Origin of the sequence: Arenimonas sp. GDDSR-1, from assembly GCF_025980345.1 — a bacterium.
Lineage (GTDB): Bacteria > Pseudomonadota > Gammaproteobacteria > Xanthomonadales > Xanthomonadaceae > Arenimonas.
Window position 1 is genome coordinate 1 of the sequence record NZ_JAPDUI010000027.1, and the last position, 25142, is coordinate 25142.

Here is a 25142-nt window from a genome sequence, read left to right on the forward strand (position 1 = left end):
GCGCAGTTCGAAACCGTCCCTTGGCCGGCTATGCGCGTGTTGCCGCCGGTCGTGGTGCTTTTCCATGTGGCTGTGGCCGTATTGGTGGCCTTTGCCGTGGTCGGACACGTTGTCATCGCGCTTCTGGACCGGCGCACCGCTGAAGATGAACGCGATCGCCTGATTGCCCTGAAAGGCGCACGCATCGGCGGCTTCGTGTTGGCCGTCGGCGTGTTTCTGGCCTTATGGCTGGCGGTGGCCTCCAGCGGCAATTTCTGGTTCACCCAGGTCCTGCTCGGTTTCTGGGTGCTGGCGCAGCTGACCGATTACACCGTGCAGCTCAAACTGCACCGGCAGGGTGCCTGATCGTGGGCAAGCGCGGCGGATTGATCCGGAACCGCATCCGCGAGCTGCGCGAGCAGGCCGGCGGCATGACCCAGCAGGAGCTGGCCGATGCCGTCGGCATCACCCGGCAGACAGTGAATGCCATCGAAGCGAACAAGTATTCGCCGTCACTGGAGGTCGCCTTTGAAATCGCGCGGGTGTTCAAACGTCCGCTCGAGCAGGTCTTTCAATACGGCCCGGAGTGATTGACCCTGCGGCCGTTGAGGCGTGCTCAGAGCTTATTGGCCAGCAGCAGCAAAATGCCGACAAGTGAGCACAGGCCGACGATCAGCAGCACCCATTTCCCGGCGGTTTTCTGGGCGCTCAGATGGTCTTCATAGGCGCTGCGCACGAGATAGACGCCACCATCCGGGGTGCTGCGGATGATGCCGCGCTTGAGGTAGTAGGCAATCAGGACTGCCTGCTCGCTGCCCAGGTCCGCCTGCTTGATTGCGGTATCGCGGCTGAAGGCGCTGCCGTCCTTCAATTGATCAAGCAATTGCTTGTGATGCTTCGCGGAAGCGCTGATGGCGGCCTGCAGTGCGGGATTCATGGGGCAGTCTCCGAAGTCGTGCTTGGATTGTTGATGCCGGCGGCCAAACCGTCAAGTCCGTTCTGCGCGCAGTGCGCGGGCCAGATACGCGACCACCAGGATATTGATGAGCAGGGCGATGATGACGAAGCTGTTGTAGCCCTGCAGCAATTCGTAGATTTCGAACGGAATGTAGATGGCGCCGGTCACTGCGGCAAACCATTTGGCCCAGGCCCGATTCTGCCACAGCCCCATGGCCTCGATGAAGCGCAGGGCGGCGTACACCAAGGCGGCCAGCCCCAGCATGGTGATGTTGCGGTCCGAAAGCGTACTGACGTTGGCCACGAACAGGTCGGGATAGTGACTGGCCGGATTGAGATGCAGTCGCTCCACCAGCAATGTGGCCAGTACCCTCGGCGTATATTGAAACAGCGACAGCAACCACAGTCCGGTGGCCGTGGCCAGCAGCCCCTTCGTCGCCTCCAGCGCTGCAATCCAGCGCACGCCGGTATGAGCCGCCGCCATGGCCTCAGTGGTTCCGGGCAACCGAGTAATCGGCCAGATCGGCCAAGGCCTGTTTCCAGGGGCTGTCCGGCAAGGTGTGCAGGGCCGCTTTCGCGGCCTCGGCATGGAAGCGCGCCTTGTCGGTGCTGTAACGCAGACTGTCGGCGCCGGCGATGGCGCTCAGCACCTCGGGCATGGCCGCGGCATCTCCGGTGGCAATGATCAGACGCAGGCGGTCGCGTCCGGCGCCTTCGGCCAATCCCAGCGCGTGGATCAGCGGCAGCGTGGCCTTGCCTTCGGCCAGGTCATCGCCGAGATTCTTGCCCAGCGCAACGGCATCGCCGACATAATCGAGCACGTCATCGGCAATCTGGAACGCCAGGCCCAGGTGCAGACCGTACTCATCCATGGCCGCGCAGCGGGCACTGTCGGCACCGGCCAGATGCGCGGCCAGACCGGTGGCGGCGGAAAACAGCACCGCGGTCTTGCGCTCGATCACGTTCATGTATGCCGCTTCGTCGGTATCCGGATTGTGGACATGCAGCAATTGCAGGACCTCGCCCTCCGCAATGCGGTTGGTGGTGTCGGCCAGGCGTTTCTGGATGGCCATGGAGTCCAGCCCGACCATCAGTTGGAAAGCGCGCGAATACAGGAAATCGCCGACCAGAACGCTCGGTGCATTGCCCCAAAGGGCATTGGCGGTTTTGCGGCCGCGGCGCAGGTCGGATTCATCGACCACATCGTCGTGCAGCAAGGTGGCGGTATGGATGAATTCGATGATGGCCGCCAGCGCGGTATGGTCCTGCCCGGCATATCCGGCGGCCCGTGCGGCCAGCACGGTCAGCATCGGGCGCAGGCGCTTGCCGCCGGCGGCGATGATATGTTCGGAAATCTGGTTGATCAGCAGAACGTCCGAGTGCAGCTCGGCCCGGATCAGGGTGTCGACCGCGGCCATTTCGTCCCGGGCCAGGGCCTGGATGGATTCAATGCTCATAAATCAACTACTTAAGTTTCAGGTATCCCGTCCAATTATAAGACTTCCGACCCGCATACGGGGGGAATTCCGACATGGGCAGAAATGCTTTGGGATATTGCCGGTTGAAAGCTATACTTAATCTGTCTCTACACCCACTTTTGAAAGGAATCCGCCATGGCGCGTGGCATCAATAAAGTCATCCTCGTCGGTACCGTCGGCAAAGATCCGGAAGTCCGTTATTTCCAGTCCGGCGATGCCTATTGCACGCTGTCGGTGGCAACGACCGAGCAATGGAAGGACAAGTCCGGCGAGAAGCAGGAAAAAACCGAATGGCACCGCGTGAAGTTCACCCGCAAACTGGCTGAAATCGTCGGCGAATACGTGCGCAAGGGCCAGATGATCTATGTCGAAGGCAAGCTGGAAACGCAGAAGTACACCGACAAGCAGGGTATCGAGCGTTACAGCACCGATGTCGTGGCCAATGAAATGCAGATGCTCGGCGGCAAGAAAGACGGCGGCGAGCGCGGCGGCGGTGATCGCGGTTCGCGCGGCGAAGACAATGGCTGGTCCAGCGGCGGCGATAACTTCAGCACGCCGAAACCGGCATCGCGTCCGGCCCCGGCAGCGGTTTCCGCGCCGGCTGACAACGACCCGTTCGGCGACGACGTGCCGTTCTGACCGGCGCAGGCTGGACCCGTAAAAAAACCGCCCCAACGGGCGGTTTTTTTTTACGGGCGTCGCACTCGGTTAAACCGCGGTCAGGATCGCCTCGCGGGTGACCCCGGGCGCCATGCGCAGGATGAATTCGATTTTGTAATTGCGCAGGTAGGTGCCGCGCCGGACCGCGAGGTAGGTGGTGTTGGCGGGAAACAGATGCACCCCGGGCAGCGACGCCAGCGCCGGGTTCAGGCTGTGCTCGACGGCCATGGACGCGATGATGCCGACTCCGAGGCCGAGCGCGACATACTGCTGGATGACATCCGAATCCATCGCGGTCAGCACGATATCGGCGCTCAGGCCGGCCTGCGTGAATGCCTCGTCGATCAGGCGCCGGCCGGTCAATCCGTGGTCATAGGTGATCAGCGGATAAGCCGCGATGTCATTCAGTCCCACGGAGGCCAGAGCGCATAGCGGATGGCCTTTCGGAACCACGATTTCATGCTGCCAGCGGTAACAGGGAAAACTGACCAATGCCGCATGCTTGGGTAGGGCCTCCGAGGCGATGCCGAAATCGGCCTCGCCGGAAACCACCCAGTCGGCGATGGTGTCCGGGCCGCCCTGTTTCAGGGCGATGCGGACATCGGGATAATCGCTGCGGAAACCCTGGACCACCTGCGGCAGTACATGCCGGGCCTGGTTGTGGGTGGTCGCGATGGTCAGCGTGCCGGCCGTGGCGTCGGCGAATTCGCGGCCGACCTGTTTCAGGTTTTCGGCATCGAGCAGCAGCCGCTCGGCGATGCGCAGGATGCTTTCACCGGCTTCGGTCAGGCCGGTCAGGCGCTTGCCGCTGCGCTCGAAGATGGTGATCCCGAGTTCGTCTTCCAGTTCGAGGATCTGCCGGCTGACCCCGGGCTGCGAGGTGAACATGGCTTGCGCCGCACCGGTCAGATTGAAACCGTTGCGGACGGTTTCGCGCAGCGCGCGCAGTTGCTGGAAGTTCATGCGGCGTGCTCCGGGCGCTCAGGGCTGTGGCGGTTCATGCATCATCCGGCGGATCAAAGGCGACAGCACCAGATACAGGATTCCGGAGCCCAGACCGATCCAAAGCATCAGTTCGAACAGACTGCCGTACTTGCCTGCAGCGGCCGCCATGTCGATGGCGGCGCCCTCCGGGATGTCAATGGCGGCCAGTTTGCCGAAGCCCGCCGCCAGCACTTCGGAATACGCCGTCGCCAGCCAGAAAGCGCCCATCATCAGGCCGACCACGCGGGTCACCGACAACTGGCTGACGGCCGACAGTCCGATGGGGGACAGGCACATTTCGGCAACTTCCAGAATGAAATAAGCCAGGACCAGCCACCAGACGCTGGCCATCACGCCGGTGGCCGCAATGTCCGCAGCCATCATCATCGGAATGAACGACAGGCCCGACAGCACCAGTCCGATCGCCATCTTGGCCGGCTTGCTCGGGTTCAGGCCACGCTTTGCCAGCCAGGGCCACAGCCAGGCGAACAGCGGCGACAGCACCACCAGGAAGAAGGCGCCCAGGAAGGTCAAGGAACCGGCGGTCTGCGGCACCATCACCACATCGTGGGTAATGGCCACGGCCAGACCGAGCACCAGCAGACCGACCATCAGGCGCGCCACGGTGTTGTTGCCGCGATCGCTGGCCGACAGCGCCGCGATCATCAGCAACGGGCTGGCCGCCAGGGAATAGATGGCCCACGGCACCGTGTGGCTGCCGGTCACCGCCATGCCGAACAGGTCCTTGGTCATCAGACGGTCGGTGAACGTGACCCAGGAACCGTAGGTTTGCTCGTACAGCGTGAAGAAGATCAGTACACCGAAAATAAGCAGCACCAGCGCCAGCATCTGTTCGCGTTCGGCTTTACTGCATTTCTTCCAGAGGTACCAGGCAAACCAGAGACTGAACGCCAGTGCGATCAGGTGCATGGCGCCGTGCACCGTCCAGGTGCGCTGGATCAGCTGCCAGACCACCAATACGCCGCCGAAGCTGCCCAGATAAATCAGCCACTCGCGGGTGAACGGTCCGACTTTTTCCAGCAGCTTGTGCGGATCGTTCGGTTCGGCCTGGCCTTTCAGGTATTTCTGGCCCCACAGGAACAGCGCCAACCCGGCAATCATGCCGATGCCGGCAGCGCCGAAGCCGTATTTCCAGCCGTAGGTTTCGCCCAGAAAGGCGCAGACCAGGCTGGCGAACAGGGCGCCGACATTGATGCCGGCATAAAACACGGTGAAGCCGGAGTCCAGACGCGGATCATTCGGCGGATACAAACGGCCGACAATGGTGGAGATGTTGGGTTTGAGAAAGCCGACGCCCATGACGATCAGGGCCAGCGACAGATAGAACACCTGCAGCGCGGCTTCATCGCGGATCACCACGCCGTCGACCACGCGCGCCTGTTCGCCTTCGTAGGCCATGCCCAGATGCCCGAGCACCAGCAGAATCCCGCCCAGAACCACGGCCTTGCGCATGCCCAGATAGCGGTCGGCCAGCAGGCCGCCAATGACCGGTACCGCATACACCAGACCGCCGTAGGCGCCGAGCAGGTCGTAACCGGCATCATCGCCGAACAGGTGGTATTTCAGGATATAGAGCAGCAGCAGGGTCTTCATCCCGTAGAACGAGAAGCGCTCCCACATTTCAGTGAAGAAACAGACGTAAAGCCCTTTCGGGTGGCCAAAAAGATCGTCATGGGCGGGATTTGCGGTGGCGTTCATGGGCGGATTCGGCGGCTGGCAAGTGGCCAGTATAGCGCCGGATGGAGTACCATAACCGCAGGTTCCCGAGAGGTTTATCGATGAAAGCGCGACTGCTGTTACTGGCCCTGTTGACCCCCCTTACCGCCGCTGGCGCGACTCCCGACAAGACCCCGCTGACCATCCGTGACATGGTGTCCTACGAGCGGGTTTCCGCCCCGACCCTGTCTCCGAATGGCCGTCTGGCCGTTTTCGCGGTGCGCCAGACCGATCTGGCCGCCAATCGCGGCAAGACCGGCCTGTGGATCGAGGATCTGTTCGCCCGCGATGCCGCGCCGCCGGTGCGGTTCACCGAAGAAGGCCTGAACGTCAATTCGCCGAGTTTTTCCCCGGATGGCAAAACCGTCTATTTCCTGAGCGCGAAATCCGGCAGCATGCAGTTATGGTCGCAGGCGGTCGGCAGCCAAGCGGCCGTGCAGGTCTCCGATCTGCCGCTCGACATCGGTTCCTATAAATTCTCGCCGGATGGCAAGCAGGTCGCATTCAGTCTGGAAGTCTTCACCGATTGCCCGGATATCGCCTGCACCCAAAAGCGTCTGGAGGCCAAGGCCGGCAGCAAAGCCAGCGGCATGCTGTTCGATAAACTGTTCATCCGGCACTGGGACACCTACGCCGATGGCCGCCGCAATCAATTGTTCATCGCGCCGCTGCAGAACGGAAAGCTCGGCCCGGCCGTGCGTCTGGCCACTGTCGATGGCGATATTCCGTCCAAACCCTTCGGTGATGCCGGCGAATACGCCTGGGCGCCGGGTGGCGGCATGCTGGTCTTTTCCGCCCGCGTAGCCGGCAAGAGCGAGGCGTGGTCGACCAATTTCGATCTGTACCGGGTGATCATCGGCGACCACAACATGCATCTGGTCGATAACCTGACTGCCGGCAACAAAGCCTGGGATACCTCTCCGGTGTTCAGCCCCGATGGAAAAACCCTGTATTACCGGGCCATGAAACGCCCCGGCTTCGAGGCCGACCGTTTCGCCATCATGGCCATGGAATTGGCCACCGGCAAAACCCGCGAAATCGCACCGCGTCTGGACAACTCGGCCGAGTCGCTGGCCATCAGCGGCGACGGCAAGACCTTGTTCACAACCACCCAGGACACCGGCGAAATGCCGTTGTTCGCCGTCGACATCGCCAATGGCGAAGCCGCCCTGGTCGCCCGTGGCGGCAGCGTGCGCGAATTCGCGGTGGCCGGCAACCAAGTGCTGTTCACCCGTGACCGCCTCGATTCGCCGGCGCAATTGTTCCTGACCGATGCCGGCGGCCGCAGCGAACGCCAGATCAGCGTCAACAACCGCGAGGCCATCGCCAAAACGGCGTGGGGCGCGTTCGAGCAATTCAATTTCATCGGCTGGAACAACGAAACGGTGCACGGTTATGTGGTCAAACCGGCCAATTATGTCGAAGGCCGGAAGTATCCCGTCGCGTTCCTGATCCACGGCGGCCCGCAGGGCAGTTTCGGCAACGGCTGGAGCTACCGCTGGAATCCGCAGACCTACGCCGGGCAGGGTTTCGCCGTGATCATGATCGACTTCCACGGCTCCACCGGCTACGGCCAGGCCTTCACCGATGCCATTTCACAGCATTGGGGCGACCGTCCGCTGGAAGATCTGCAGAAAGGTTACGCACACGCCCTCAAAAAATACCGTTTCCTCGACAGCAGCCGCGCCTGCGCGCTCGGCGCCAGCTACGGCGGGTACATGGTCAACTGGATCGCCGGCAACTGGCCGGAGCCCTGGAAATGTCTGGTCAACCATGACGGCGTGTTCGATGCCCGCATGATGGGTTACTCGACCGAGGAACTCTGGTTCAGCGAATGGGAAAACGGCGGTACGCCGTTCGATGTGCCGCAGAACTACGAGAAATTCAATCCGGTCAACCACGTTGCCAAGTGGCGCGTGCCGATGCTGGTGGTGCAGGGCGAGCTGGACTACCGCATCCCGCCGGAACAGGGCATTGCCACCTTCACCGCCTTGCAACGCAAAGGCATCGAAAGCCAACTCCTGCTGTTTCCGGATGAGAACCACTGGGTGCTCAAGCCGCAGAACAGCATTCTCTGGCACGATACCGTCAATGCCTGGCTGAAGCGCTGGACCTCGGAGGCAAAGCCGAAATGAGCGACGCCGCCGATCCGTTCAAGGGCCTGAAAGGCAACCGCAACGACTGCTCGAAATGCTCCATCCAGGTGCTGTGTCTGCCGGCCAATATCCATGCCGACGACTTCGACCGCCTGAATACCATCGTGCAGAAGCGTCGCCCGCTCAAGCGCGGCGATGTGCTGTTTTCCGCAGGCCAGAAGCTCGATTACATCTATGTCGCGCGTGAGGGGGCGTTCAAATCGGTGGTTTACAACAGCGATGGCGACAGCCAGGTCACTGGCTTCCACCTGCCCGGAGAGATCCTTGGTTTGGATGCGCTCGGTACGTCCAAGCACACCTGCGATTCGGTGGCGTTGACCACCGCCGACGTCTGCGAAATCCCGCTCTCGGATCTGGAAACGGTGGCGGCCCAGTTGCCGAGCCTGCAGCATCAGCTGCTGCGCATCATCGGCCAGACCATCAACCGCGATCAGAAACACATCGAGATCCTGTCCAAGAAGAATGCGCACGAGCGCATGGCAATCTTTCTGCACCAGTTGTCCGAGCGTTACCGCCAGCTGGGCCGTTCCGGCGACCGCTTCATGATTCCGATGTCGCGCGAAGACATCGGCAGCTATCTGGGTCTGGTGATCGAGACCGTCAGCCGCACGCTCAGCAAGATGCAGGATGACGGCCTGATCCGCGTCAACGGCCGTGAGGTCGAGTTGCTCAACAGGCCGGCACTGAACGTACTCGCACACGAAACGCTCGAACGCCTGCGCGCTTAAACCAGGCTGCGGCAACCCAAAGCCGACAACAGGCCATGCATGCCCGGCGCATGCATCAGCCAGGGCGCGGCGGCGGTCATTACGCCGGCGAACAATACGGTCAGGGCAAGCCCCGTGCGCAACCCGCGGTGTCCGAGCAGATGCTGCAGACGGGCGCCGGAGTAACTGATCGCGGTCATCAGCGGCAGCGTGCCGAGCCCGAAAGCCAGCATCAACAGGCCGCTATGCAGCGGGCTGGCCTCCAGCCAAGCCGCCAGCAACAGGCTGGTACTCAGGCCGCACGGCAGCCAGCCCCAGACCGCCCCGAGACCGAACGAACGCAGCAGCCCTTTTGCCGGCAGGCGTTGCTTCAGTCCGGAAAGCCATATCCAGACGCGGTTGCTGCCCGGAACGGCGAAGGCAAATCGCTTTGGAAACAGCATGCGCAGGGCCAGCAGCACGAGCAGCAGACCCATCAGGCTGCGCAGCATCACCGCCAGTTCCGGAATGCGGATGAATCCGACGAAAAGCGCCCCGATGCCGCCGGCCAGAATGCCGGCGAGCGTGTAACTGGAAATCCGTCCCAGATTCAACATCAGCGCATGCGGCAGTGCCTGCGTTTTCGCCTGAGCGTCCAGTGAAACGGCAATGCCGCCGCACATCAGCGTACAGTGCACGCCGCCCATCAGTCCTGAAAGCAGCGCCGCACCCAGAACAAGAAAATCAACCGGCATTGTCCGGGGTGTCCTTGTCCGCCGATTTTTTGTCCGGCATCGGTTTGCTGTCGTCGGTCAGGATGTCCAGCGCCGCGGCATCGAGATTGTCGAATTGGCCTTTGCGCACGGCCCAGAAAAACGCGAGGATGCCGACGATCAGCAGGACCAGGGAAATCGGAATCAGAGCCAGAAGGATATTCATGCGGCGGTCTTGTAGATTCTCAGTGCGTTGAGGGTCACCAGCAGGGACGATCCGGCCATGCCGAGCGAGGCATAACCGGGATGGATGAAACCGGACAGCGCAACCGCTACCGCAATGCCATTATACGCAACCGCCCAACGCAGATTCTGCCGCATCAGACGACGCATGTGGCGGGCCACGGAGAACACCTGCCGTACCTGTTTCAGCCGCGAGTTCATCAGCAGGATGTCGGCGTTGGATTGCGCCAGCCAGGCGCCGGAACCCATGGCCATCGATACATCGGCCTGCGCCATCACCGGGGCATCATTGATGCCGTCACCGACCATCAATACCCGCGCGCCCTGATGCTGGAGCGAGCGCAGATAGTCGAGCTTGCGCTCGGGCGTGGCACGCGCCTGCCGATGGCCGATGCCCAGGGCATCGGCGACGCCGCGCACGCGTTCGATGCTGTCGCCGCTGAGCAGGTGGGTTTGGATGCCCGAGCCGGCCAGCCAGGCCAAATCACTAGCGGCCTCGGGCTTGATGGGGTCATGCAGGAGGAATTGTGCCAGCACCTGTCCGTTACGGCTCAACCAGACGCCCTCATCGGGCATGCCCTGTGCGGCAAATTCGGCTTTGCCGAGACGGTATTGATCACTGCCGATGCGGCCGTTGACGCCGTGGCCGGGAATGACGCTGAGCGCATCGAAGACCGTCTGTGCCGCGCCGCTGCCGCTGAAGGCGGCGGCCAGCGGATGTTTCGATCCGATTTCCAGACTGTAGGCCAGCTGAAGTGCTTCGGCTTCGCTGCATGGCGCCACGGCATGCACCGCCTGCAACGTCGGTTTTCCGGTGGTCAGCGTTCCGGTCTTGTCGAACACGACATGATCGATGCTGCCGAGTTTGGAAAGCGCATCCGGCGACAGCACCAGAACGCCGCCGCGGGCCAGGGCGTCGAATGCCGAAGACACCGCCGCCGGGACCGCCAGCGACAGCGCACACGGGCAGGCGGCGACCAGAACCGCCAAGGCGACGGGGAAGGCCTTGCTGCTGTCGATCTGCCACCAGACCGCGAAAGCCGCGAGCGTGACCGCAAACATGATCAGAACGAAACGCGAGGCCAGCCGTTCCGCCCAGGCATTCTCCATGGGTTTGCTGCTCTGGGCCTGTTCGACCAGACGCAGGATCTGCGAGAGTTGCGTGTTCTGCCCGGTATTGCTGACGCGCATCTCGCCGGCGCTCGGGCCAAGCGTGCTGCCGGCCAGCAACGTGTCTCCGGCTTGCCGGGTCTGCAGTTCCGATTCGCCGGTCAGCAGCGCCTCGTCGACATCCAGGGCCGGGCTGAGCAGGAAGCCGTCGGCCGGAACCGCTTCACCGGCCGGCAGAAAAAGAACATCGCCTGGTTTGATTTCGGCGATCGGATGCTGTTCCCGCCGGCCATCGACGACCCGCCATGCGAACTGCGGCTGCGCCCGTGCCAGCAGGTCGACTTGGGCGCGCGCGGTGTTGCGGGCAAAGCGCTCGAGGATCCGCGCCGAAAGCAGGAACAGCACGAACATGGCCGAGGCATCGAACCAGATGTGGTCGCCGCCGGTCAGGGTCTGGTAAAGACTGGCGAAGTACGCCAGCAGAATGCTGCTGGCGGCCAGGGTGTCCATGCCGGGCCGGCCATGCCGGAGTTCGCGCAGCATGCCGCGGATGAATTCGCTGCCGGAATAGAACACCACCGGCGAACACAGCAGGAAAGTCAGCCAGCGGAAAAAATCACGGGTGGCGAACGACATTTCACCGGCGCTGTCGAGGTAGAGTGCCTCGGAGAACATCATGGTCTGCGTGGTGACCAGCGCGGCCAGACCGAGCTTCAGCAGCAGGCTGTTGCGCTCGCGGCGCTTGGCCTGCTCATAGGCTTCATTGACCGCCAGATACGGCCGGTAACCGAGCCGCGCCAGCTGGCCGCACAATGCCGACAGGCGCGTTCTGTCCGGATTCCAGCGCAGCTCGACGCGGCCGTTGATGGCGTTGGCATTGACCACGGCGACCGCGGGATCTTTCTGCAGGGCGCTTTGAATCAGCCAGGCGCAGGCCGCGCAATGCATGCCGTCGGTCAGCAGTACGATCTGACGGCCTTCCGGACAGGGCCGGCAATGGGCGGCGGTGATTTCGTCCCGGTCCCAGGCGGCATAATCCATCGGCACCTCATCCACTTTGGCGCCCTGACGGCTGCGCAGCAGATAGTAATCACCCAGACCTTCCTGTTCGATCCATTGTGCCGCGCTGGCGCAGCCCTGACAGCAGAATTGGCGGACGGTGCCTGTCCCCTCCATGATGACCGGATGGGCACCAAGGATTTCACTGCAGTGGAAACAGTGTGTTTCGCGGGTCATCGCTGGCTCAGGGCGCGTCGATGGCCGGCGTCAGGGCGATGGTCGCGGATTCCCCGTAGGTGCCGACCAGACGCCAGGTGCCGGCGGCATCGGTCACCACGACCTGCTGCGGCGTGAAGTCCAGCGGGCGGGTCAAGCGGCCGTTGCCGGCGGTCATCCGGACGCGGATATCGCGCTTGGCCAGGTTGGCGTGCACGAAAAGCACGTCAACGGGCAGGGCGGCCAGGGTCTCCGGTGCGGTTTTCAAGGTCAGCTGCCAGGGGTTCGACTGCTTGTCGAGGATCAGATAAGCGCGGTAATGGCCCTGCGAGGCCGCGCTGTCGGCGGGACTCTCCAGACTCTGGCCTTTGCCGACGCGCTGCACCGAGGCCTGCACCGGATCCAAGGGGCCGGAGGTGAAGGCAAGATAGAGCGTGTAGAAGCCGGCAATGACGGTCAGCGCCGGAATGCCGAGCATCAGCCAGACCATCGGTTCCTGCCAGCCCCTGCGCGGCTCAGTCATCGCAGCCACCGCTTCCGGCGTCACTCGGGCCGAAGAACCGCGATTCTTCCTCGACCTTGAGTGCCGATTTCTTATCGGTCAGGGTGAATTCGATTTCCTTCATGCCGCGGATGCAGTTGGCCGGCGTACGCACGGTCACCGGTACCGTCATGACGTTTTCCGCAGCCAGATGGATCGGCAGGTCGTCGATGACCAGTTCGGCATCGATCTCGCCGACCTCCACATGCAGATCGACATCGTAATTGGTGCCGGTCTTGTTGATCAGGCGCAGCGTATAGGTATTTTCGACGCTGCCGTCCGGTGCCAGACGATAAAGCTGCTTGTCGCGCATGACATCGACCAGCAGCGGCTCGCGGTGGGCGATGCCGTAGACGGTTCCGACAAGCAGGGCAAGCAGCAGCAGGGCATAGATGATGATGCGCGGGCGCAGCAGGTTGACTTTGTGGCCGACCAGCGCATTGTGCGTGGTGTATCGGACCAGGCCTTTCGGATAGCCGAGCTTGTCCATGACCTCGTCGCAGGCATCGATGCAGGCGCCGCAGGCGATGCATTCGTACTGCAGGCCGTTGCGGATGTCGATGCCGGTCGGGCAGACCTGCACGCAGATGGTGCAGTCGATGCAGTCGCCGAGCTGCTCGAGCGCATCGACCTTGGTGCTGATCAGCTCCTCATCGTGGTCGACGATCAGGCCGGTGGAAATCGCGGCATCTCCGCTATGCCGCGTCTTGGCGTTGGCGATCACATACTGGTTGGCCAATTCTTCGCTGATCAGGCCGCGTTCACGATGAAGCACGCTCGGCAGGCTGCCTTTTTTCCGTGCGCCGCGGGCTTCGCCACGCTTGGCGTCATAACTGATGATCAGGGTGTTGCGGTCGAACATGGCGCTCTGGAAGCGGGCATACGGGCACATGTACTTGCAGACCTGCTCACGCAGGATGCCGGCATTGCCGTAGGTCGCGAACGAATAGAACAGCAGCCAGAACACCGCCCAGCCCGAAGCGGTGCCGGCCAGAAGCGCCGGCGCCAGTTCGCGGATCGGTGTGAAAAAGCCGACGAAGGTCAGCCCGGTCCACAGCGCGAACAGCACCCAAAGCACATACTTTGAGCCTTTTCGGCGGAATTTGTCGAAACTGTTCGGCGACGCATCCAGCTTCATGCGCTGCGAGCGGTTGCCCTCGGTCCAGCGTTCCATCCACATGAACACTTCGGTCCAGACCGTCTGCGGGCAGGCATAGCCGCACCAGAGGCGACCGGCTACGGCCGTGAAGAAAAACAGCGACAGCGCCGCCATGATCAGCAGCAGCGCCAGGAAGAAGAAGTCCTGCGGCCAGAACGTCAGCCAGAGGATGTAGAACTTGCGTGCCGGCAGATCGAACAGGACGGCCTGGCGGCCATCGATCTGCAACCAGGGCATCACATAGTAAAGACCGAGAAGGAGGTAAACGGCCGAGTGCCGGAGTTTCTGGAACAGGCCGTCGACTTCGCGCGGATAGACTTTGCGCTCGGACACATACATGGCGCCGTCATCGATGACTTCGCTCGGAATCTTCTGGCCCATGGGGTACAACCTTAATCGGTGGGTGGTTTATTGTAGCGGCTGGAGGGCCGCAGCAGAATCCAGGTAAACAGACAGGCGCTGGCGGTCGCCAGCCAGAACATGAAGAACGCGATGCTGTACCCGGCTTCACGGCTGATGTCGGCTTCCGGGAAGGTGATGTCCCGAAGCGCAAGCGGGTCGACGAAGGCGAAAAACACCATGGTCGCGATGCAGGCCGCGAAGAACGACGGCCAAAGAACCGCGCCCACTTTCTGTGCAAGCGGGCGCGGCGGATGGTCGAACGGGGGTTCGGCCCGGACTTTCATTTATTTCTTGGCCCGGGACAGCGAGTAGACATAGGCGGCAGCCAGACGGGTCTGGGTTTCACCGATCAGCGGCAGATGCGCGGGCATCTGGCCGGCACGGCCGTTGTTGATGCCGTATTTGATGTCTTCCAGCGTGCTGCCGTACATCCAGTCGTTGTCGGTCAGGTTCGGCGCGCCGAGTGCGGGATTGCCCTTGCCGTCGGCACCGTGACAGGCGGCGCAGACCGTGGCGAAGGATTTGCTGCCCGCGGTCGCCAGGGTGTCATCCACTTTCATGCCGGACAGGCTCTGCACGTAGACGGCGGTTTCGGTGACGGCCTGTTCGGAGCCGAGCACGGCGGCCATCGCGGGCATCACGGCGGCCCGGCCGCCTTCCACGTTGACGCCGCCCTTGATGGTGGTCAGGATGCCTTCCGGCGAACCGTCGAACTTCCAGATGGCATCGCGCAGATTCGGAAAGCCCTTGGCGCCGCCGGCATCGGAGCCGTGGCAGACCGCGCAGTTGTTGGCATAGATCTGTTTGCCGGTGGTCAGTGCCGCGGCATCCTGGGCAATGACATCGATGCCTTTGCCGTCGAAGCGGGCATACAGCTGCTGCAGCTTGGCGTCCGCGGTGGCTTTCTCGGCATCATGCTGGCCTTTCGAGCTCCAGTTGCCCTTGCCGCCGACCTTGTCGGCGCTCGGATACCAGATCAGGTAGCCGACCGCGAATACGATGGTCAGGTAGAACAGGTTGATCCACCAGCGCGGCAGCGGCTTGTTGTATTCCGACAAATCGCCGTCCCAGACATGGCCGGTGGTCTCGGTGCTGTTTTGGGTGTCGTTGGCATTGCGTTTTTTCGAGGTGACCCAGAGCAGCCAGGTGGCGCCGATCAGGGAAATCACGGTCAGTGCGATGACGTAGTAGGACCAGAATGTCATAAAGGTTTCTCCGGAGTATCGTCCAGGGCAAGTTGGGCGGCTTCATCGAACGCGGCTTTGCGTTTCGGGCTGAACAGCCAGATGGAGCCGACCACGAACAGGATGAGAAGGATGGTGGTGATGATTCCCGAGAGCATGGATTATCCTTTCGGCCGGTGTTTGCCGAGCTGCTGCAGGTAGGCGATCAACGCGTCCATTTCGGTTTTGCCATCGACTGCGGCCGGAGCCTCGGCGATGTCCTTATCGGAATAGGGGTCGCCGAGGGCTTTCAGACCGCGCATGTTGGCCTGCACCTGGCCGGCATCGAGCGGACGTTCGTTCATGAAGGCATAGGTCGGCATGTTCGATTCCGGGACGACGTCGCGCGGGTTGGTCAGATGGGCGCGGTGCCAGTCATCGGAGTAGCGGCCGCCGATGCGGGCCAGATCCGGTCCGGTGCGCTTGCTGCCCCACTGGAACGGACGGTCGTACACCGATTCGCCGGCATCCGAATAGGCCCCGTAACGCTGGGTTTCGAAGCGCAGGGTGCGGACCATCTGCGAGTGGCAGTTATAGCAGCCTTCACGGACGTAAATGTCGCGCCCGGCCAGCTCGAGGGCCGGATAGGGCTTGACGCCGGGCAACGGCTTGATGGTTTCGGCCTGGTACATCAGCGGGATGATTTCGGCCAGCCCGCCGATGGCGATGACCGCGGCAATCGCGATGGCCATCAAGCCGACATTGGTTTCAAGTTTTTCGTGGCTCATAGGATCGACCTCGGCTTAAGCGTGTTGTTGCGCAACGGGAAGGACGGGCGAGACATGTTCGCCTTGGGCCTGCTTCAGGGTTTTCACCATGTTGTACAGCATGATTAGCATGCCGACCAGGACCAGCAGACCGCCCAGCAGCCGCACCAGATAGTACGGATAGGTGAACTTGACGATTTCGACGAAGGCGTACTGCAGGGTGCCGTCGGCGTTGGTGGCACGGCTCATCAGACCCTGGCCGATGCCGGAGATCCACATCGACACGGTATACAGCACGACGCCGATGGTGTGCACCCAGAAATGGGTGTCGATCAGCTTGGTCGAGAACATCGCCTTCAGGCCGACCACGCGCGGAATCAGCATGTACATGGCGCCGATCGAGATCATCGCGACCCAGCCCAGGGCGCCGGAGTGCACGTGGCCGATGGTCCAGTCGGTGTAATGCGACAGGGCGTTCACGGTCTTGATCGACATCATCGGGCCTTCGAAGGTCGACATGCCGTAGAACGACAGCGAGACGATCAGGAACTTCAGGATCGGATCGGTACGCAGCTTATGCCAGGCGCCCGAAAGGGTCATCATGCCGTTGATCATGCCGCCCCAGCTCGGTGCCAGCAGGACCAGCGAGAACACCATGCCGACCGACTGCGCCCAGTCCGGAATCGCGGTGTAGTGCAGATGGTGCGGGCCGGCCCACATGTAAATGGCGATCAGGGCCCAGAAGTGTACGATGGACAGGCGGTAGGAATACATCGGACGTCCGGCCTGGCGCGGCACGAAGTAGTACATCATGCCGAGGAAGCCGGCGGTCAGGAAGAATCCGACCGCGTTATGGCCGTACCACCACTGCACCATGGCATCCACGGCGCCGAAGTAGATCGGATAGCTGTGGGTCAATGCGGTCGGGATGGCCAGGGAGTTGACGATGTGCAGCACGGCAACGGCGATGATGAAGGCGCCGTAGAACCAGTTGGCGACATAGATATGCGGGACTTTGCGCTTCATGATGGTGCCGAAGAACAGCACCGCGTAGGCAACCCAGACCACGGCGATCAGGATGTCGATCGGCCAGATCAGTTCGGCGTATTCCTTGCCCTGGGTCAGACCCAGCGGCAGGGTGACGGCGGCGAGCACAATGACCAGCTGCCAGCCCCAGAACACGAAGGAGGCGAGGCCGTCGGACAGCAGCCGGGCATGGCAGGTGCGCTGCACCACATACAGGCTGGTGGCGAACAGGGCGCAGCCGCCGAATGCGAAAATCACCGCATTGGTGTGCAGCGGGCGCAGTCGACCGAAGCTGAGCCATTCGAGGCCCATATTGAGGGAAGGCCAATACAGCTGGGCGGCGATGATCACCCCCACCAGCATGCCCACGATGCCCCAGATAACGGTCATGATGGTGAACTGCTTGACCACCTTGTCGTTATAGGAGTTTTCTTTGTCGATTGACGCCATAACGCCTCCAGAGTTGAATCCGCAACCATAGTGCCTGAACCGTGGCACCTTTATTTTGACCTGAATCAAAAAGCGCCGGAACTTACAGCCAGCCGGCCTTCTTCAGCCCCCGATACAGCATGAAACAAATGGTGATGATGGTCAAACCGACCAAAGGGTAGCCCAGTTGCCACTCCAGCTCGGGCATATCGGCAAAGTTCATGCCGTACCAGCTGGTGATCAGCGTCGGGGCCGCCAGCAGCGCGGCCCAGCCGGCCAGGCGCTTCATGGTATCGCCCTGGCTGACCGTGACCAGCGACAGATTGGTCGCCATCGCCGAGGACAGGGTGTCGCGCATGGTGTCGATGGATTCGTTCAGGCGGATCACGTGGTCGTGGACGTCGCGCAGATAAACGCGCACCTCTTCGCGGACCAGATCGCCGTGGAATTCCAGCAGGGTGGTCATGATGTCCTGCAGCGGCGAGACCGCCAGCCGGAGTTTGGTCAGCTCGGTGCGCAGGCGGTACAGGCGGATGATGGTGTCTTTCTGGAAGCTGGAGGACAGGATGGCTTCTTCCAGTTCGTCCAGGGCCTGCTCGTGATGGGCGATGATGGGGAAGAAGTTGTCGACGATCTGGTCGAGCACGGTATACAGGGCCATGCCGGTGCCGTTGCCCAGATAATCCGGGTTCTTGGCGCAGCGTTCGCGCGCGCCGCTGAACGAGAGCGTGCCGCCGTGGCGGACGGTCAGGATGAAGTCGGTGCCGAGGAACAGATGCGATTCGCCGTAGACGATGCCGCCATCGAGCATCTGGGCGGTATTGACGACGATGAACAGGCTGTTGCCGAAACGCTCGATTTTCGAGCGCTGATGGGCTTTGTGGGCATCCTCGATGGCCAGCGGGTGCAGATCGAACTCGACCTGCATCTTGAACAGCAGGGTTTCATCCGGCTCGAACAGGCCAACCCAGATCAGCCCGCCTTCATGGCCCAGGGCATCGGAAATGCGGTCGAGGTCGAGTTCGTGGGCATTGCCGTCGCGGTCGTAGCGGGCGATGAAGCGAATCTGCTCGCTGCGGCTTTCGAGTAGGCTGGGCGCATCCATGGCACCATGATAAACAGCCTGTTCAGGAGTGCAAGCTATTTCCGCGCTTCAGCCTGCAATGCCGTCCGCGCAACGAGCCAATGCAGCGGCAAGGTCATCAGAATCCAAACCATGTTGCTCTGCCCGCCGGTGGACCCGAATTTCAGCAGCACGGCAATCACGGCCGACAAGGCAACGGCTTTGACTGCCAGCACATAGGCCCGGCGGAGCCCCTCCGAACGCTTGCGCACGGAATACAGCACGAGGGCCAGGCCTGCCAGCGGGCTGAACAGCAGCAGATTTTCGTTGCTGTAGGCAAAACGGTGCTCGGTAAATACCCAAATCAGCAGCAATAAAGTTCCGATCAATCCGCATAAGCCCCAGAAACCGAGCTGCAGAGCCGTGGCCAGGCGCGGGGCGTGTCGGGCCATCCAGAAAAACAGGCCGGCCAGCGCCAATCCGATGGCTGCGGCGGTCAGGGTCCATGGAGCCAACTCGGCCGGTGGCGGCGGCAGGGTGTCGGGCAGGATGGACTGCTCGGCCAGAACCAGCGGACCGCCATTCGGCCCCTTGGCTTCGCGCAGGCTCTGCTGCAAGCGCATCGGAATGAAGGCATCCTGCCAGCGGTTGAGCGGGGCGTCACCGGCCCGGCCCATGCCCAGATCAAAGCCCAAGGCCATCCATTTCGCCGGCCAAGCCAGGCGCACCGATTCCGAACGGTAGGTGTTGCCCAGCGAGCTGGCCACCATCTGGCGTTTGAGTCCGCCGTCAAGGGCCGCATCGAGCACATCGCGGACCTGGGTCGCGCAGTTGTTGGTGAAGTAGTCGTAGCGATACCGGGCGTTTTCCGGTTTGGCCAGAAATTCGAGCCGCGCCCGGATGTTCTGTTTCTGGGCGGCATCCAGATCCAGCCATTGGATGCTGACCCCGCGTCCGGCCCGGCGGTAATAGTCCAGATCCTGTTCCAAAGGAAGTGCCGCCAGAATGTAGTTCATCCGGCCTTTGACGAAATTGCCGGCGAAGCCGGATTCGGTTGGATCGAAAAAGCCGAAGTTGTAGGACATCGGACGCTTTCCATCGTCGATGACGATGGCATTGTGCCCGAAGCGTTCCCAGAAAATGGCGCCGGGCTGCATGGTCATCACCCCGACCCGCAATTCGGCCAGCGCCTGGCCCGCAAACAACAGGCCGAGCAGTAGCACGAACCAACGGCGCACGGGCTTATTCGCCATGGATGTTGACGATGAAGCGGTGGATCCGGCGCGAGTCGGCATGGCCGACCCGGAAATGGAAGCGGCCCAAGGTCAGCTCTTCTCCGGTTTCCGGCAGATGGCCGATGGCCGCGGCGATATAGCCGGCAATGGTGTCGTACTCATCATCCGGAAAATCGGCGCCGAACTGCTGGTTGAATTCGGCAATCGGGGTCAGGGCATCGACGAAGTACTGTCCATCGGCCTGAGCTGCGATCATCACCGCCTGGTTGGCGTCATCGTGCTCATCATCGATCTCGCCGACAATTTCTTCCAGCACGTCTTCAATCGTGATCAGGCCCGACACGCCGCCATGCTCATCGATGACGATGGCCATGTGGTTGCGCGACTGCCGGAACTCCTTGAGCAGCACGCTAAGCTTCTTGGATTCAGGGATCAGCACCGCCGGCCGGATCAGTCCGTGGATGTCGCCGGGACCGTTGTCGACCACCACGCCACGCAGCAGATCCTTGGCCAGCAGGATGCCGACGATTTCGTCTTTGTCTTCGCCGTGGACGGGAAAGCGCGAGTGCCCGGATTCGACCACCTGCCGCATCAGATCCAGAAAGCTGTCGGTGATCGAGAGCGAGACCATCTGTCCGCGCGGCACCATCACATCGGAAACCGTCATTTCGGATACGGCCAAGGCGCCTTGCAGGCGTTTCAGGGTGTCGGTATCAATCAGGCCGTGTTTGGCAGCGGAATCCAGAATCTCACGCAGATCGTCGAGGGATTCGGGTTCGCCCGAGAAGGCTTGGCTGAGTTTCTCCAGCCAGGAGCGTTTAGGGGGGGTATTACTGTCCGGGTCGTCTGACATGGGTTCGGTGAAGGCGCCCAAGGGGCGGGCCTTTAGTTTATCGCATAAGCCGGAAAATTCCGAATCAGGCGGGATTTTCCCGCCCGAAAAAGGCAATAGGGATGCGTAATTCAGCCTTTTTAGGCTTGTTTCCTCTGCAGATACACGAAATACAACAGCGGAATCACCACTAAGGTCAACAGGGTGCTGACCAGGATGCCGAAAATCAGGGCAATGGCCAGGCCGTTGAAGATTGGATCATCAAGGATGAAGAACGCCCCCAACATGGCGGCCAGTCCGGTCAGGGCAATCGGTTTGGCGCGCACAGCCACCGACTCAATCACCGCCGCACCCAGCTCCTTGCCCTCGGCAATCGATTGGTTGATGAAATCCACCAGCAGAATCGAGTTGCGTACGATGATGCCGGCCAGGGCAATCATGCCAATCATCGAGGTCGCAGTGAACTGCGCGCCGAGCAGGGCATGGCCGGGCATCACACCGATCACGGTCAGCGGAATCGGTGCCATGATAATCAGCGGCACCAGATAGTTCTTGAACTGCGCCACGATCAGCAGGTAAATCAGCAGAAGGCCGGCGGCGTAGGCCAGACCCATATCGCGGAAGGTTTCGTAGGTGATCTGCCATTCACCATCCCACTTCAGGCTGTAGGCGGCATCGGTTTCGGGCTGGCTGATGAAATACTGATTCAGGCTGTCCGGGGATTCCGGGAGATCCGCCAATTGTCCGACCACATCGAACATGCCGTAGAGCGGGCTGTCGAACTCACCGGCTTCATCGGCGGTGACGTACACCACCGGCAGCAGATCTTTATGGTGGATAGCGCCATCCCAGGGCACGTTCTGCACGCTGACCAGTTCGGACAGGGCAATAATGCGACCGTTGGCGGACTTGACGCCCAGTTGCAGGATGCGTGCCATGTCGGCCTGCGCCGACGCCGGCAGGCGCAAACGAATGGCTTTGGCATAGCGGGCTTTGCCGTCCTGCAGGTAAGTGACGTCGGCGCCATCGACCGCAGCCATCAAGGTTTGCGCGATGGCCTCGCGGCTGACGCCCAGGCGCGCTGCACGGCTCTGATCGATGAGCAAATGCTCGCGGGTCGCCGTTGCGTTTTCCACGGTGCTGTCGATATCGACCACGCCTTCTGTCTTGCGCATGCGGTCCTGCAGTTGCGTGGCAATTCCACGGCTGCGGGCATAATCCGGACCGTAAATCTCGGCGACCAAGGGTGCCATGACCGGCGGGCCCGGGGGCACTTCCACCACTTTCAATGCGGCGCCGTATTTACGGGCGGCGGCCTGCAGGGTTGGACGTAGCGCCAAGGCAATATCGTGGCTCTTGCGGCTGCGATCGTGCTTATCGACCAGATTGATCTGCAAATCACCAACCAGCGGACCCTGACGTAAGAAGTATTGACGGACAAGTCCGTTGAAGGTCACCGGTGCCGAGGTGCCGGCATACGCTTGGTAGTTGAGCACTTCCGGAACCTTATCGACTTGTGCTGCCAATTCGCCGAGCAGCGCATTGGTCTGTTCCAGCGTACTGCCCTCCGGCATGTCGATGACCAGCTGGATTTCGGATTTATTGTCATTCGGGAGCATTTTCAAGACCACCAGCTTGACCACCGCCAGTCCCGCCGAGAACGCCAATAATGCGCCGATGGATATCCACAGCATCCGACGTTTCTTTGCAGCCTGCTCGCCAACGATGAAGCGGCGCATCACGCGGTCGGCCAGGGTCTGCAATTTCGAGGCTTTTCCGTCTTCATGGTGGCCATGGTCTTTGGCCAGCAGTTTCAGGCTCAACCAGGGTGTCACGATCAAGGCGATCAGCAGCGAAATGAGCATACCGACCGAAGCGTTGATTGGAATCGGACGCATGTACGGACCCATCAGACCTGACACGAACGCCATCGGCAACAGCGCGGCGATAACGGTGAAGGTGGCCAGAATGGTCGGCGCGCCGACCTCATCGACCACCACGATGGCATCATCGACCAGAATGCCGATGGAGAAAATCAACGCGAACAGAGAAACGCGGTTGAGGGTGAAGCCCATCGCCCACGAAGCAAACAGGGTGATGGCCAGGGTCAGGATCACGGCACTGCCGACCACCACTGCCTCGCGTCGGCCCAGGGCAAACAGCACCAGCAAGACCACGGAGAGCGTGGCGAAAATCAGTTTTTGAATCAGCTTGGCGGCTTTATCGGCGGCGGATTGGCCGTAATCCCGGGTGATCTCGACCTGCACGCCGTCGGGAATGACGCCAGCCTTCAAGCCGTCCAGACGTTCGCGGATGGCAGCGGTGATATCGGCGGCATTGCTGCCGGGTTTTTTGGCAATCGCCAAGGTAACGGCCGGTGCGATGCCGGATTTGGGGCCCGCTTTGCCAGCCGGCGCGCCGTGCCAGACGGTTTGCGTGGCCGGCTCCAGATTTTGACCGATACGTGCAACATCGGACAGGCGGATCGGATGATCGCCGGAAACGCCAATGACCAGGTCAGCCACATCAGCGGTGCTGCTCAAGAAGCTGCCGGCCTGGACCGGATGCGCGCCATCAGTACCGACACGCTCTCCGGCATGCTTTGCCTGATTGCTGGCCTGCAGGGCTTGGGCAATTTCATGCACCGATAAGCCAAAGGCCGAAAGACGGCCCGGATCGAGTTCAACGGTCACCGCCTGGCTAGCGGCGCCGATGCTGTAAACATCGCGGGTTCCGGGAACGCGCTTGAGTTCGGTTTCGAGGCTATGCGCCACTTGGCCGAGCTCGAAAGCACTGATGGCCGGATTATCGCTCCACAAGGTCAAGGCCATGACCGGAACATCGTCGATGCCTTTGGGTTTGACCAAGGGTTGACCGACGCCGACACCGGCCGGCATCCAATCCTGGTTCGAGTAAATCTGGTTATACAGTCGGACGATAGCCGGCTGACGCTCCACGCCGACGGTGTATTCCACGGTCAATATCGCCATGCCCGGCCGGGAGATCGAATACACGTGCTTGATGCCTTCGATTTCCGACAGTTTCTTTTCCAGCGGATAACTGACCAACTGTTCGACCTGACGCGCATCGGCGCCGGGAAACGGCACGAACACATTGGCCATGGTGACGTCGATCTGCGGCTCTTCTTCCTGCGGCGTAATCAATACCGCCACGAAGCCCAGCAATAGGCCGAGAATGGCCAGAATCGGTGTCAGCGGATTGTTCTGGAAACGCGCCGCCAAGCGGCCGGAAATTCCGAGGTGCGGGTGATCCGACATATCAGTTTTCCTGCTTGGCGCGGTATTCGGACAAAGCCTGTGCCGCACGAACGGGATCGGCCGCCACGCGTTCGCCTTCGCTCAAGCCCGAAATTACTTCGACATAACCATCGCGCGATTCGCCCAAGCGAAGCTGCCGCAATAACAGGCGGTCCTTGCCGATGACATAGGCACCGCTTAACTCGCCGCGATGCCAAATGGCGGTTTCCGGCAGACGGATCCGCGCATCCGAAGTGGTGGCGGCAAAGCGCACGGAAGCAACTTGACCGGGAACCAGCGGTGTTTCGGTTTTCGGCAGATGAACGCGCACGCTGACACTGTGGCTGGCCGCATCGGCACTGTCATATACCAACACGCTTTCAGCCGTCAGCACAGTGCCATCGACCAGAACCACTTCAGCCTGCGGCGCCGTCCGGATGATGGCGGCAACGCCTTGCGGCACCTGAATCTGAACGCGGAATCGATCCGGATTGAATACACGTAGCAATGGCTGGCCGGGGGCGACGCTTTCCCCGGGTTCCACCAGACGTTGCGACAGCACACCGGAGTAGGGCGCGCGGATTTCGGTGTAGTCGGCTTGCTGCGCGGCTTGCGCCGCCACCGCTTCTGCTGCACGGGCATTGGCCTGGGCGGCATTTTTGGCGGCCAGCGCCTGATCCAGTTGTTGCTTGGAAATGTATTGTTGCTTGGCCAACCCGGCATAACGCCGATAGCTGGTTTCTGCTTCTACCGCTTGGGCGCGAGCCGCTGCAGCCTGCGCCCGCGCCGCTTCTGCCCCAGCGCGCTGTTCCACGCCGCTCAGACGCAAAAGCACCTGTCCGGCGCTGACCCGGTCATTGACATCAACCAGTACCGCCGACACCCGGCCGGCTGTCTGTGCGGTCAGATCGGCCTGCTGCACGGCTTCGACCACACCATCCCAACTACTGCCGGTGCCGGCGTTACCGGTCTGTGGCGCGATGGCCTCCATGCTCCGTAAGTCCATGGCCGGTGGCAGGCCGGTTTCGGACGAACAGGACGCCAATGCGGTGCAGAGCAGGACAAGGGGAATGAGCGTTTTCATGGTCATCAGTCGGTCGTCTTGAAGGGTAGGGCAATGTTTACTTGAAGTGATTGCCGGCGGGAACACCGAACAGTTTGAACACCCAGGCGGCCGGGCAGAAGCCGGTCAGGCTGGCTTGGAAGAGATTCAGGCCGATGAACACGGTGAACCAGACGAAGTTCGGACTGACATAGTGGGTCAGCAGCAGGCTGATCAGTACCATGACACCGGCAAAAGCCATAACGGCGCGGTCGAGATTCATAAAAGACTCCTTGGGGTAGTGGATT

The 25142-nt window shown here is 61.6% G+C and carries 26 protein-coding genes; 5 read left to right on the plus strand and 21 right to left on the minus strand.

What is annotated here, in order from left to right; genetic code table 11:
- On the plus strand, positions 1-345 hold a 345-nt coding region (locus Q0W88_RS06150; RefSeq protein WP_297801163.1), incomplete at its 5' end, for a hypothetical protein.
- A 23-nt stretch (positions 346-368) separates the two neighbouring features.
- A complete protein-coding gene (locus Q0W88_RS06155; protein ID WP_297801210.1) occupies positions 369-569 on the plus strand; it encodes a helix-turn-helix transcriptional regulator in 201 nt (66 codons plus the stop codon).
- 26 nt (positions 570-595) lie between these two features.
- Here Q0W88_RS06155 and Q0W88_RS06160 read toward each other — a convergent pair whose 3' ends face one another.
- From Q0W88_RS06160 to Q0W88_RS06170, 3 genes are read right to left on the minus strand one after another with little or no spacing between them, the layout of a single operon-like run.
- Complete coding sequence (locus tag Q0W88_RS06160) at positions 596-916, minus strand: hypothetical protein (protein WP_297801165.1); 321 nt, start codon at positions 914-916, stop codon at positions 596-598.
- Positions 917-967: 51 nt separating this feature from the next.
- Entirely contained in the window at positions 968-1420 is a 453-nt protein-coding gene (locus Q0W88_RS06165) for a DUF2127 domain-containing protein (RefSeq protein WP_297801167.1), read from the minus strand.
- A 4-nt stretch (positions 1421-1424) separates the two neighbouring features.
- Entirely contained in the window at positions 1425-2393 is a 969-nt protein-coding gene (locus tag Q0W88_RS06170) for a polyprenyl synthetase family protein (RefSeq protein WP_297801168.1), read from the minus strand.
- 156 nt (positions 2394-2549) lie between these two features.
- Between Q0W88_RS06170 and ssb the strand changes: the two genes are divergently transcribed.
- Positions 2550-3053 carry a single-stranded DNA-binding protein gene (gene ssb / locus Q0W88_RS06175; protein WP_297801170.1) on the plus strand — a complete coding sequence of 168 codons (504 nt, stop codon included), beginning with the start codon at positions 2550-2552 and terminating at the stop codon, positions 3051-3053.
- Between the two features lie 69 nt (positions 3054-3122).
- Here the strand turns inward: ssb and Q0W88_RS06180 are convergent, their stop codons facing one another.
- Together Q0W88_RS06180 and Q0W88_RS06185 are read right to left on the minus strand one after the other, a co-directional pair.
- Positions 3123-4037, minus strand: a complete 915-nt coding sequence (locus Q0W88_RS06180; RefSeq protein WP_297801172.1) for a CysB family HTH-type transcriptional regulator — start codon at positions 4035-4037, stop codon at positions 3123-3125.
- Positions 4038-4055: 18 nt separating this feature from the next.
- Positions 4056-5777 (minus strand): peptide MFS transporter, encoded by a 1722-nt coding sequence (locus Q0W88_RS06185; RefSeq protein ID WP_297801173.1) that lies wholly within the window; start codon positions 5775-5777, stop codon positions 4056-4058.
- Between the two features lie 80 nt (positions 5778-5857).
- On the opposite strand from Q0W88_RS06185, the gene Q0W88_RS06190 reads away from it, so the two are divergent.
- Together Q0W88_RS06190 and fnr are read left to right on the plus strand one after the other, a co-directional pair.
- Positions 5858-7930 carry a S9 family peptidase gene (locus tag Q0W88_RS06190; protein ID WP_343212534.1) on the plus strand — a complete coding sequence of 691 codons (2073 nt, stop codon included), beginning with the start codon at positions 5858-5860 and terminating at the stop codon, positions 7928-7930.
- The gene (gene fnr, locus Q0W88_RS06195; protein ID WP_297801177.1) at positions 7927-8679 is read left to right on the plus strand and encodes a fumarate/nitrate reduction transcriptional regulator Fnr; all 753 of its coding nucleotides are present in this window, start codon (positions 7927-7929) and stop codon (positions 8677-8679) included. The genes Q0W88_RS06190 and fnr overlap by 4 nt, the downstream gene beginning before the upstream one ends.
- On the opposite strand, the gene Q0W88_RS06200 is transcribed toward fnr, so the two are convergent.
- From Q0W88_RS06200 to Q0W88_RS06275, 16 genes are all read right to left on the minus strand, one after another.
- Positions 8676-9392, minus strand: a complete 717-nt coding sequence (locus tag Q0W88_RS06200; RefSeq protein ID WP_297801179.1) for a sulfite exporter TauE/SafE family protein — start codon at positions 9390-9392, stop codon at positions 8676-8678. The two genes, fnr and Q0W88_RS06200, sit on opposite strands and share 4 nt — an antisense overlap.
- On the minus strand, positions 9382-9576 hold the full coding sequence (gene ccoS / locus Q0W88_RS06205; protein ID WP_297801180.1) for a cbb3-type cytochrome oxidase assembly protein CcoS: 195 nt from the start codon (positions 9574-9576) through the stop codon (positions 9382-9384). Before ccoS ends, Q0W88_RS06200 begins: the two co-directional genes overlap by 11 nt.
- A complete protein-coding gene (locus tag Q0W88_RS06210) occupies positions 9573-11939 on the minus strand; it encodes a heavy metal translocating P-type ATPase (protein WP_297801182.1) in 2367 nt (788 codons plus the stop codon). The genes ccoS and Q0W88_RS06210 overlap by 4 nt, the downstream gene beginning before the upstream one ends.
- A 7-nt stretch (positions 11940-11946) precedes the next feature.
- Complete coding sequence (locus Q0W88_RS06215) at positions 11947-12441, minus strand: FixH family protein (RefSeq protein WP_297801184.1); 495 nt, start codon at positions 12439-12441, stop codon at positions 11947-11949.
- Positions 12434-13999: a 4Fe-4S dicluster domain-containing protein gene (locus Q0W88_RS06220; protein ID WP_297801186.1), complete on the minus strand. Its 1566-nt coding sequence runs from the start codon at positions 13997-13999 to the stop codon at positions 12434-12436. Before Q0W88_RS06220 ends, Q0W88_RS06215 begins: the two co-directional genes overlap by 8 nt.
- Positions 14000-14010: 11 nt before the next feature.
- On the minus strand, positions 14011-14304 hold the full coding sequence (locus Q0W88_RS06225; protein ID WP_297801188.1) for a hypothetical protein: 294 nt from the start codon (positions 14302-14304) through the stop codon (positions 14011-14013).
- Positions 14305-15225: a cytochrome-c oxidase, cbb3-type subunit III gene (ccoP, locus tag Q0W88_RS06230; RefSeq protein ID WP_297801190.1), complete on the minus strand. Its 921-nt coding sequence runs from the start codon at positions 15223-15225 to the stop codon at positions 14305-14307.
- Positions 15222-15362 carry a cbb3-type cytochrome c oxidase subunit 3 gene (locus tag Q0W88_RS06235; protein ID WP_297801192.1) on the minus strand — a complete coding sequence of 47 codons (141 nt, stop codon included), beginning with the start codon at positions 15360-15362 and terminating at the stop codon, positions 15222-15224. Before Q0W88_RS06235 ends, ccoP begins: the two co-directional genes overlap by 4 nt.
- Positions 15363-15365: 3 nt before the next feature.
- On the minus strand, positions 15366-15971 hold the full coding sequence (gene ccoO, locus Q0W88_RS06240) for a cytochrome-c oxidase, cbb3-type subunit II (RefSeq protein WP_297801194.1): 606 nt from the start codon (positions 15969-15971) through the stop codon (positions 15366-15368).
- Between the two features lie 15 nt (positions 15972-15986).
- A complete protein-coding gene (gene ccoN, locus Q0W88_RS06245) occupies positions 15987-17426 on the minus strand; it encodes a cytochrome-c oxidase, cbb3-type subunit I (RefSeq protein ID WP_297801196.1) in 1440 nt (479 codons plus the stop codon).
- 82 nt (positions 17427-17508) lie between these two features.
- Positions 17509-18510, minus strand: a complete 1002-nt coding sequence (locus tag Q0W88_RS06250; protein WP_297801198.1) for a magnesium and cobalt transport protein CorA — start codon at positions 18508-18510, stop codon at positions 17509-17511.
- 35 nt (positions 18511-18545) lie between these two features.
- Positions 18546-19706 (minus strand): DUF4105 domain-containing protein, encoded by a 1161-nt coding sequence (locus Q0W88_RS06255; protein ID WP_297801200.1) that lies wholly within the window; start codon positions 19704-19706, stop codon positions 18546-18548.
- A gap of 4 nt (positions 19707-19710) precedes the next feature.
- Positions 19711-20556, minus strand: a complete 846-nt coding sequence (locus Q0W88_RS06260; protein WP_297801202.1) for a transporter associated domain-containing protein — start codon at positions 20554-20556, stop codon at positions 19711-19713.
- A 119-nt stretch (positions 20557-20675) separates the two neighbouring features.
- Positions 20676-23813: an efflux RND transporter permease subunit gene (locus Q0W88_RS06265; RefSeq protein WP_297801204.1), complete on the minus strand. Its 3138-nt coding sequence runs from the start codon at positions 23811-23813 to the stop codon at positions 20676-20678.
- Position 23814: 1 nt separating this feature from the next.
- Positions 23815-24882: an efflux RND transporter periplasmic adaptor subunit gene (locus tag Q0W88_RS06270; protein ID WP_297801206.1), complete on the minus strand. Its 1068-nt coding sequence runs from the start codon at positions 24880-24882 to the stop codon at positions 23815-23817.
- A 31-nt stretch (positions 24883-24913) separates the two neighbouring features.
- Positions 24914-25142 (minus strand): DUF2892 domain-containing protein (locus Q0W88_RS06275; RefSeq protein ID WP_297801208.1); only part of this gene is annotated, 229 nt, incomplete at its 5' end.

What these genes read in the sequence shown, in the direction of transcription:
- ccoO (WP_297801194.1), bottom strand. Translation starts at nt 15,971, where the DNA reads ATGAGCCACGAAAAACTTGAAACCAATGTCGGCTTGATGGCCATCGCG.
- Q0W88_RS06215 (WP_297801184.1), bottom strand. Translation starts at nt 12,441, where the DNA reads ATGACTGAGCCGCGCAGGGGCTGGCAGGAACCGATGGTCTGGCTGATG.
- Q0W88_RS06210 (WP_297801182.1), bottom strand. Translation starts at nt 11,939, where the DNA reads ATGACCCGCGAAACACACTGTTTCCACTGCAGTGAAATCCTTGGTGCC.
- Q0W88_RS06165 (WP_297801167.1), bottom strand. Translation starts at nt 1,420, where the DNA reads ATGGCGGCGGCTCATACCGGCGTGCGCTGGATTGCAGCGCTGGAGGCG.
- Q0W88_RS06170 (WP_297801168.1), bottom strand. Translation starts at nt 2,393, where the DNA reads ATGAGCATTGAATCCATCCAGGCCCTGGCCCGGGACGAAATGGCCGCG.
- Q0W88_RS06260 (WP_297801202.1), bottom strand. Translation starts at nt 20,556, where the DNA reads ATGTCAGACGACCCGGACAGTAATACCCCCCCTAAACGCTCCTGGCTG.
- Q0W88_RS06160 (WP_297801165.1), bottom strand. Translation starts at nt 916, where the DNA reads ATGAATCCCGCACTGCAGGCCGCCATCAGCGCTTCCGCGAAGCATCAC.
- Q0W88_RS06235 (WP_297801192.1), bottom strand. Translation starts at nt 15,362, where the DNA reads ATGCTCTCGGGAATCATCACCACCATCCTTCTCATCCTGTTCGTGGTC.
- Q0W88_RS06200 (WP_297801179.1), bottom strand. Translation starts at nt 9,392, where the DNA reads ATGCCGGTTGATTTTCTTGTTCTGGGTGCGGCGCTGCTTTCAGGACTG.
- Q0W88_RS06185 (WP_297801173.1), bottom strand. Translation starts at nt 5,777, where the DNA reads ATGAACGCCACCGCAAATCCCGCCCATGACGATCTTTTTGGCCACCCG.
- Q0W88_RS06270 (WP_297801206.1), bottom strand. Translation starts at nt 24,882, where the DNA reads ATGACCATGAAAACGCTCATTCCCCTTGTCCTGCTCTGCACCGCATTG.
- Q0W88_RS06220 (WP_297801186.1), bottom strand. Translation starts at nt 13,999, where the DNA reads ATGGGCCAGAAGATTCCGAGCGAAGTCATCGATGACGGCGCCATGTAT.
- Q0W88_RS06225 (WP_297801188.1), bottom strand. Translation starts at nt 14,304, where the DNA reads ATGAAAGTCCGGGCCGAACCCCCGTTCGACCATCCGCCGCGCCCGCTT.
- Q0W88_RS06250 (WP_297801198.1), bottom strand. Translation starts at nt 18,510, where the DNA reads ATGGATGCGCCCAGCCTACTCGAAAGCCGCAGCGAGCAGATTCGCTTC.
- Q0W88_RS06180 (WP_297801172.1), bottom strand. Translation starts at nt 4,037, where the DNA reads ATGAACTTCCAGCAACTGCGCGCGCTGCGCGAAACCGTCCGCAACGGT.
- Q0W88_RS06265 (WP_297801204.1), bottom strand. Translation starts at nt 23,813, where the DNA reads ATGTCGGATCACCCGCACCTCGGAATTTCCGGCCGCTTGGCGGCGCGT.
- ccoP (WP_297801190.1), bottom strand. Translation starts at nt 15,225, where the DNA reads ATGACATTCTGGTCCTACTACGTCATCGCACTGACCGTGATTTCCCTG.
- ccoS (WP_297801180.1), bottom strand. Translation starts at nt 9,576, where the DNA reads ATGAATATCCTTCTGGCTCTGATTCCGATTTCCCTGGTCCTGCTGATC.
- ccoN (WP_297801196.1), bottom strand. Translation starts at nt 17,426, where the DNA reads ATGGCGTCAATCGACAAAGAAAACTCCTATAACGACAAGGTGGTCAAG.
- ssb (WP_297801170.1), top strand. Translation starts at nt 2,550, where the DNA reads ATGGCGCGTGGCATCAATAAAGTCATCCTCGTCGGTACCGTCGGCAAA.
- Q0W88_RS06190 (WP_343212534.1), top strand. Translation starts at nt 5,858, where the DNA reads ATGAAAGCGCGACTGCTGTTACTGGCCCTGTTGACCCCCCTTACCGCC.
- fnr (WP_297801177.1), top strand. Translation starts at nt 7,927, where the DNA reads ATGAGCGACGCCGCCGATCCGTTCAAGGGCCTGAAAGGCAACCGCAAC.